Here is a 7194-nt window from a genome sequence, read left to right on the forward strand (position 1 = left end):
TACCGCGATCCATCACCAGAAATGGAGCTTCCCGTGTCAGGACGCCTCGGTATCGACGACGTGGTACCCGAGATCTCGGGTAACTATCCGGCAAAGGCCGTGGTCGGTGAAGTCTTCCCAGTGCACGCCACCGTGTGGCGAGAAGGCCACGACGCCATTTCCGCCACTCTTGTCGTGCGTGGTCCGCGCGGTACCAAGCCGCTGCGCATTCCGATGGATCCCGGGACCGAACCGGACACCGTCGACGCGGTGTTCACGCCGTCCGCCGAAGGCATGTGGTCGTTCCGGATCGAGGCGTGGAGCGATCCCATCGCCACCTGGAAGCACGCCGTGGAAGCGAAGCTCGCCGTCGGGCAGGGGGCGGCCGAGTTGGCCAACGACCTGGAAATCGGTGCGCGCCTGTTCGAACAGGCCGCGCACGAGGTACCGCGGGGCAACAGGTCCAGGCTCGAGGCCGTCACGGCGTCGCTGCGCAGCGATCAGGCACTGACTGCTCGCGTCGCGCCGGCCTTCGCCTCCGACGTCGCCGAACTGCTCCGCGCCACTCCGCTCCGTGAACTGGTCACCAAGGGCGAGTCCCACCCCGTCGTCGTCGATCGCAACCGTGCACTGTTCGGATCGTGGTACGAGTTCTTCCCCCGCTCGACGGGCGGTTGGGACGAGAACGGGGTGCCGCAACACGGTACTTTCCGAACCTCGACCGAAGACCTACCCCGCATCGCCGCAATGGGTTTCGACGTCGTCTACCTTCCGCCGATCCATCCCATCGGCGAGATCAACCGCAAGGGACGCAACAACACTCTCACTCCCGAACCCGGTGACGTCGGCTCGCCGTGGGCCATCGGCTCGGTCGACGGCGGGCACGACGCTGTTCACCCGCAACTCGGCACGCTCAAGGACTTCAAGGCCTTCGTCGCGGCGGCCCGCAAGCTCGATCTCGAAGTGGCACTGGATCTCGCGCTGCAGTGCGCCCCGGATCATCCATGGGCCAAGAAGCATCCGGAGTGGTTCAACGTCCTTCCCGACGGCACCATCGCCTACGCCGAGAACCCGCCCAAGAAGTATCAGGACATCTACCCGATCAACTTCGACACCGATCCTCGCGGTCTGGACAAGGAAATCCTGCGAGTCGTCCGACACTGGATCAGTGCCGGAGTCAAGATCTTCCGGGTCGACAACCCGCACACCAAGCCGCCGAACTTCTGGGAGACGCTCATCTCTGAGGTCAAGAAGACCGACCCCGACGTCCTGTTCCTCGCCGAGGCATTCACTCGTCCGGCGCGCATGTACGGCCTTGCCCGGCGCGGGTTCACGCAGTCGTACACGTACTTCACCTGGCGAGTTGCGAAGTGGGAACTCACCGAATTCGGTAACGAGCTGGCGGCGAAGGCCGACGAAGCCCGACCGAACCTCTTCGTGAACACGCCGGACATCCTGCACGAGTCCCTCCAGCACGGTGGGCCCGGAATGTTCGCTCTACGAGCAGCTCTCGCCGCCACCCTGGCGCCGACGTGGGGCGTCTACTCCGGTTACGAACTCTACGAACACCAAGCCGTTCGCCCCGGCAGCGAGGAATACCTCGACTCCGAGAAGTACGAACTTCGGCCGCGCCGTTTCGCCGAAGCAGCAGCGCGAGGCGAATCTCTCGAGCCGTGGATCACCGCACTCAATCGCATCCGGCGTGCACACCCGGCCCTGCAGCAGTTGCGGAACCTGCACTTTCACCACATCGACAACGACGCGTTGATCGCCTACTCGAAGTTCGACGCCTCGACCGGTGACGCCGTCCTGACGGTGATCAACCTCAACCCGTTCGCTGCAGAAGAGGGCACCGTCTGGTTGGACATGCCGGCGCTCGGACGCGAATGGCACGACCACATGACCGTGCTCGACGAGGTAACCGGTGAGCAGTTCAATTGGGGCCAAGCCAATTTCGTCCGCCTCGAGCCCTGGCGTTCGGTGGCGCACATCCTCGCGCTCCCACCCGTTCCGTATCCGGCCCGGATCTCTCTGGCCTACCAAGCACGCAATGCGCACCGCGCAGGTGGAGGCAAGTGATGTCAACCGAGAAGTTCCCTTCGGGTATCGCACCGGACAATCACGATCTGGAGCTGTTGGCGCGCGGTGAACATCACGATCCGCACAGTGTCCTCGGCGCCCATCCCCACGCCGACGGCACCGTTCTGCGTGCGTTGCGTCCCAACGCCGAGTCCGTCAGTGCCGTCATCGGCGGCAAAAACTTTCCTCTCGAACATGTTTCGAACGGAATCTTCGCGGCTCTGGTCCCCTACCCCGACCTGATCGACTATCGCTATTCCGTGACGTACCCGGGTGGACACACGGTTCTCGCAGCCGACCCTTACCGGTTCCTGCCTACTCTCGGTGAACTCGACCTACACCTGTTCGGCGAAGGTCGGCACGAACGACTGTGGGACATCCTCGGTGCACATCCGCGTTCGTACGAGACACCGGACGGCCCCGTCGACGGCACCTCGTTCGCCGTCTGGGCTCCGGCCGCCCGCGGCGTGACCGTCGTCGGCGACTTCGACGGGTGGAGTGGGCAATTCGCCCCCATGCGAGTCCTCGGATCCACTGGGGTCTGGGAACTCTTCCTGCCCGACATCGCAGCCGGTTCGCTGTACAAGTTCCGGGTCCACGGCCACGACGGCTCCGTTCGCGACAAGGCCGATCCCATGGCATTCGGTACCGAGGTCCCGCCGGCGACTGCATCGCGAGTGACCACCAGTTCGCATGAGTGGAACGACGCGGCCTGGCTCGAAACCCGCGCCGGTGTCGATCCTTCGCAGTCCCCGATGAGCGTGTACGAGGTGCACCTCGGATCGTGGCGTCCCGGGCTCGACTACCGGCAGATGGCCGAGCAACTCGCCGTCTACGTCACCGAAACCGGATTCACCCACGTCGAACTGCTGCCCGTCTCCGAGCATCCGTTCGGTGGATCGTGGGGATACCAGGTCACGTCGTACTACGCACCGACGTCCCGCTTCGGTACGCCCGACGATTTCCGTTGGTTCGTCGACCACCTGCATGCCGCAGGAATAGGCGTCATCGTCGACTGGGTGCCCGCGCATTTCCCCAAGGACGAGTGGGCCCTTGCCCGTTTCGACGGAACTCCCCTCTACGAGCACGCCGATCCGCGTCGCGGCGAGCAGTTGGACTGGGGCACATACGTATTCGACTTCGGACGTCGCGAGGTCCGGAACTTCCTCGTCGCCAACGCTTTGTTCTGGCTCGAGGAGTTCCATATCGACGGACTACGCGTCGACGCCGTCGCATCGATGCTGTACCTGGACTACTCACGTCCGGAAGGTGGATGGACTCCCAACATTCACGGTGGCCGCGAGAATCTCGAAGCCGTTGCGTTCCTGCAGGAGATGAACGCCACCGTTCACAAGAATCATCGAGGAGTCGTCACCGTCGCCGAGGAGTCGACGGCGTGGCCCGGAGTCACTCGGGCAACCAATGTCGGTGGCCTCGGGTTCAACATGAAGTGGAACATGGGGTGGATGCACGACACCCTCGGGTTTCTCGGTCACGACCCGGTGCACCGGACCTACCACCATCACGAGATCACTTTCTCGCTGATGTACGCGTGGAGCGAGAACTACCTGCTACCGATCAGCCACGACGAGGTAGTGCACGGCAAGGGAACTCTGTGGACGAGGATGCCCGGCAACGACTTCGCCAAGGCGGCCGGCCTGCGCTCACTGCTCGCGTACATGTGGGCGCATCCTGGCAAGCAACTGCTGTTCATGGGACAGGAGTTCGGCCAGAGCGCGGAATGGTCCGAAGAACGCGGCCTCGACTGGTGGCAGCTCGACGATCAGTACACGGGCACTCTCCATCGCGGCGTCCAGCGACTGGTCGGCGATCTCAACTCCGCGTACCGACGCCATCCGGCCATGTGGACCCTCGACACCTCCCCCGGCGGATACTCCTGGATCGACGCCAACGACACCGAGAACAACGTCCTCAGTTTTCTGCGTTACGGTACTGACGGTTCGATTGTCGCCTGCCTGTTCAACTTCTCGGGCAGCGAACACTCGAGCTACCGCGTGGGGCTACCAGAGCCCGGCCGATGGGTGGAAATTCTCAACACCGATGCCGAGGTGTACGGCGGCTCCGGAGTCGGGAACCTCGGAGCGGTCACGGCAACGTCGCGTTCGTGGCACGGTCGGCCAGCCTCCGCACAGGTGGCGCTGCCTGCTGCTGGAGCGATTTGGATAAGTCTGGAGCGTTGATGGTCGGCCGGCGAGTAGTCATTGTCACGTCGTCACTGTTGGCAGTGGCCGCACTGCTCGCCGGTTGTGCCCATGGAACGAGTGGCCACGCCGTCTCGATTTATCACGATCCCTTCCGCGTCGCCGGACTCGACGCAACGGCAGGACCAAGTGGGTTACGCCCGGGAGCCCCCAATGCCGACCGAGCCATCACCGGCACCGACGGCGGGGATATCGACGCCCTGGCGGGCAACGCCATCACCGACATCGAAACCTACTGGGCCGCCGAGTACCCGGCTCTGTTCGACAAGCCCTTCGAGCCGGTCGACGAGCTGATCTCGTGGGACCCCACCGAATCGAACGGTCCGGACTTCTGTGAGGAGACCACCGAAGAACTCATCAACGCCGGGTATTGCAGCATCGATCACACCATCGGTTGGGATCGCGAACTGCTGCTGCCCGAGGTGCGCGAGAAGTTCGGTGAAGTGGCCGTTGCCTTCATCTTCGCGCACGAGTACGGCCACGCCGTTCAACGCAAAGCCGGGATCGTCGGCGGTAAACGAGATGCCGCCCTGGTGCGCGAACAGCAAGCCGACTGTTTCGGTGGGGCCTTCTTGCGGCACGTCGCCGAGGACAAGGCCGCACACTTCACGATGAACACCTCCGACGGACTCAACAAGGTGTTGGCGTCGGCTGTCGCCATCCGCGACGAAGACCCTAATGATCCTGAGAGCCATCATGGTTCGGCTTTCGAGCGCGTCACTGCCACTCAGATCGGATTCACCGACGGCGCCGGCGCCTGCGCGAAGATGGACGCCGACGAAATCGAGTCACGACGCGCAGACCTCCCGCAGCAGTTCGCCGAAGGCAACGATTCCGGAGAGCTGCCCGTCACCGAGGCAACTCTCGACGAGTTCGTGAAGACCTTCCAAGCGATCTTCGATCTACCCGAGCCGCCGAAGGTCGTGTTCACCGGCGCAGACACCGGGTGCAGCGATGCCGTTGCGACCGAACCCGTCTCGTACTGCCCGTCGACGAACACCATCGGAATCAGCGTCGACGACCTTGCCGAGCGCGGCACGCCGGGTCGCGTCGGGCGACGCGAGTTGATCCAGACCAACATCACCGGTGACTACAACGCCTATGTCCTGCTCGCGTCGAGGTACACCCTCGCGATGCAGAAGGAGAACGGCCAATCACTCGACACTCCGCAGACTGCCTTGCGCGCCGCCTGCCTGTCCGGCGTCATCACCGCAGCGCTCAGTCCCACCAACGCCGCGGCGTCCGGAGCGCAGGTCACACTCTCCCCCGGCGACCTCGACGAAGCCGTATCGGGGCTGCTGACCGACGGTCTGGCTGCCAGTGACGTCAACGGTGAGACGGTTCCGAGCGGGTTTGCACGTGTCGACGCGTTCCGGACCGGCGTTCTCGGTGGCCGGGAAGTGTGCGACAGCCGCTACACGGAGTAGCGACTGCCGGTCCACACGTCAGTAGAGAGCGGAAGCCAACTTACGACGGGCCGCGATGACGATCGGTTCTGCTGGGTCGAACAGTTCGAACAATTCGAGCAGGCGCGTCCGAGCGGCAGCCTTGTCGTCGCCGGCAGTTCGCGAGACCACCGAGATCAAGCGGGCGAACGACGCCTCGGGTTGCTGGGCGAACATTTCCAGGTCGGCCGCAGCGAACTGCAGTTCGAGATTGGAAGGATCAGCATCCGCGGCCGCAATCGACTCGGGATCGACACCCTGAACCCGAGCCATGAACTTCACCTGGCGGACAGCGCTTTTGGCCTCCGCATTGTTGGGTTCGGCGTCGAGAATCACCTGGTACGCAGCGATGGCCGCGTCGAGATCGCCCTCGTCCAGCGCGGTTTCAGCGGCCACGAAGCGTGGATCCTCGACCTCCTCCACCGGTTCGTCCGCGTCGGACACCGGCCCACTCAACTTGCCCTCGACAGCTTGGAGCACTGCGTCGAACCACTGGCTGAGCTGCGCCTCCGGCTGAGCGCCCTGGAAATCGGCCAACGGCTGACCAGCCGCGACGGCAACAACCGTCGGCACCGACTGGACACCGAATGCCTGCGCGATACGAGGGCTCACGTCGACGTCGACGTTGGCAAGAATCCACTTGCCGCCGGCTTGCGCTGCAAATGATTCGAGAACTTCGGTGAACACGACCGAGGGCTCGTATGCGCGGCCACCGATGTTGACGATCACCGGCACCTGGCTCGACTTCAGCAGGACTTCGCTTTCGAAGTTCTCCTCGGTCACCTCGATCACTGCCCCGGAGACAGCAGAAACGGCCCCGTCGCCGCTGGTATTACGCGGCGGTGGTGGGGCCGTGGCCCGCTCTTTGAAGGCGGACAAGTCGACTGCGCCGCTCATGGCGGCAGCAACTGCGGACGAACGCGCGGGGGGCCTGGAACCTGGTCGAGTCACGACTCCCAGTTTGTCACGAGTTGCGCGAAGCTACGTAGAGGGATGCAGCACTCAGACGAGCGCCGCGTTGCCCTTGGCAGCCTCGAACTCTGTGGACAGCTCACCGAGCTTGCCGTTTCGCACTGCCCAGCGCTCGAATATGACGGTGCCGAACGGCGGAACGCTCGAGATCAGCGCAAGGATCGTGGTCTTGATGTCCCACTTGAGCGACCACGCGGTCAGGAGGGCAACAACGATGAACACCAGGAAGCCGGCGGTTCCGTGGACCATTCCGGGGATGCGAATCGCTTCTTCGTGTCCGAGGACCCACTTGAAGAACATGGCAACCAGCAAAGCCGCCCAGGTCACAGCTTCCCACCACGCCACCAGACGGAAGCGTTTCGCGGGAGTGGATACGTCAAAGATGTTCGCCATGAGGCCATTGTGCCCGAACAACTACGACGCCCCGTAGTTGTGTGAGGAAAACCACGGGGCGCCGCTGAGCGAGAGCACTAGTTCAGGTGTATTGAGACACTCAG

General features: G+C 63.7%; 5 protein-coding genes. 3 read left to right on the top strand and 2 right to left on the bottom strand.

All coding sequences use genetic code 11. The features are described from left to right. Positions 1 to 33 precede the first annotated feature (33 nt). The 3 genes from ACSW29_RS28955 to ACSW29_RS28965 are packed head-to-tail and all read left to right on the top strand — an operon-like array spanning position 34 to position 5707. On the top strand, positions 34 to 2058 hold the full coding sequence (locus ACSW29_RS28955; protein WP_161120699.1) for an alpha-1,4-glucan--maltose-1-phosphate maltosyltransferase: 2025 nt from the start codon (positions 34 to 36) through the stop codon (positions 2056 to 2058). Further along, positions 2058 to 4259: a 1,4-alpha-glucan branching protein GlgB gene (gene glgB, locus ACSW29_RS28960; protein ID WP_448278934.1), complete on the top strand. Its 2202-nt coding sequence runs from the start codon at positions 2058 to 2060 to the stop codon at positions 4257 to 4259. The genes ACSW29_RS28955 and glgB overlap by 1 nt, the downstream gene beginning before the upstream one ends. Beyond that, complete coding sequence (locus tag ACSW29_RS28965; protein WP_230814088.1) at positions 4259 to 5707, top strand: neutral zinc metallopeptidase; 1449 nt, start codon at positions 4259 to 4261, stop codon at positions 5705 to 5707. The genes glgB and ACSW29_RS28965 overlap by 1 nt, the downstream gene beginning before the upstream one ends. Positions 5708 to 5725: 18 nt before the next feature. Here the strand turns inward: ACSW29_RS28965 and ACSW29_RS28970 are convergent, their stop codons facing one another. After that, positions 5726 to 6622, bottom strand: a complete 897-nt coding sequence (locus ACSW29_RS28970; protein WP_347875199.1) for a tetratricopeptide repeat protein — start codon at positions 6620 to 6622, stop codon at positions 5726 to 5728. A 105-nt stretch (positions 6623 to 6727) separates the two neighbouring features. Next, a complete protein-coding gene (locus ACSW29_RS28975) occupies positions 6728 to 7090 on the bottom strand; it encodes a DUF3817 domain-containing protein (RefSeq protein WP_230814089.1) in 363 nt (120 codons plus the stop codon). Positions 7091 to 7194 lie beyond the last annotated feature (104 nt).

Source organism: Rhodococcus sp. GB-02, from assembly GCF_053470465.1.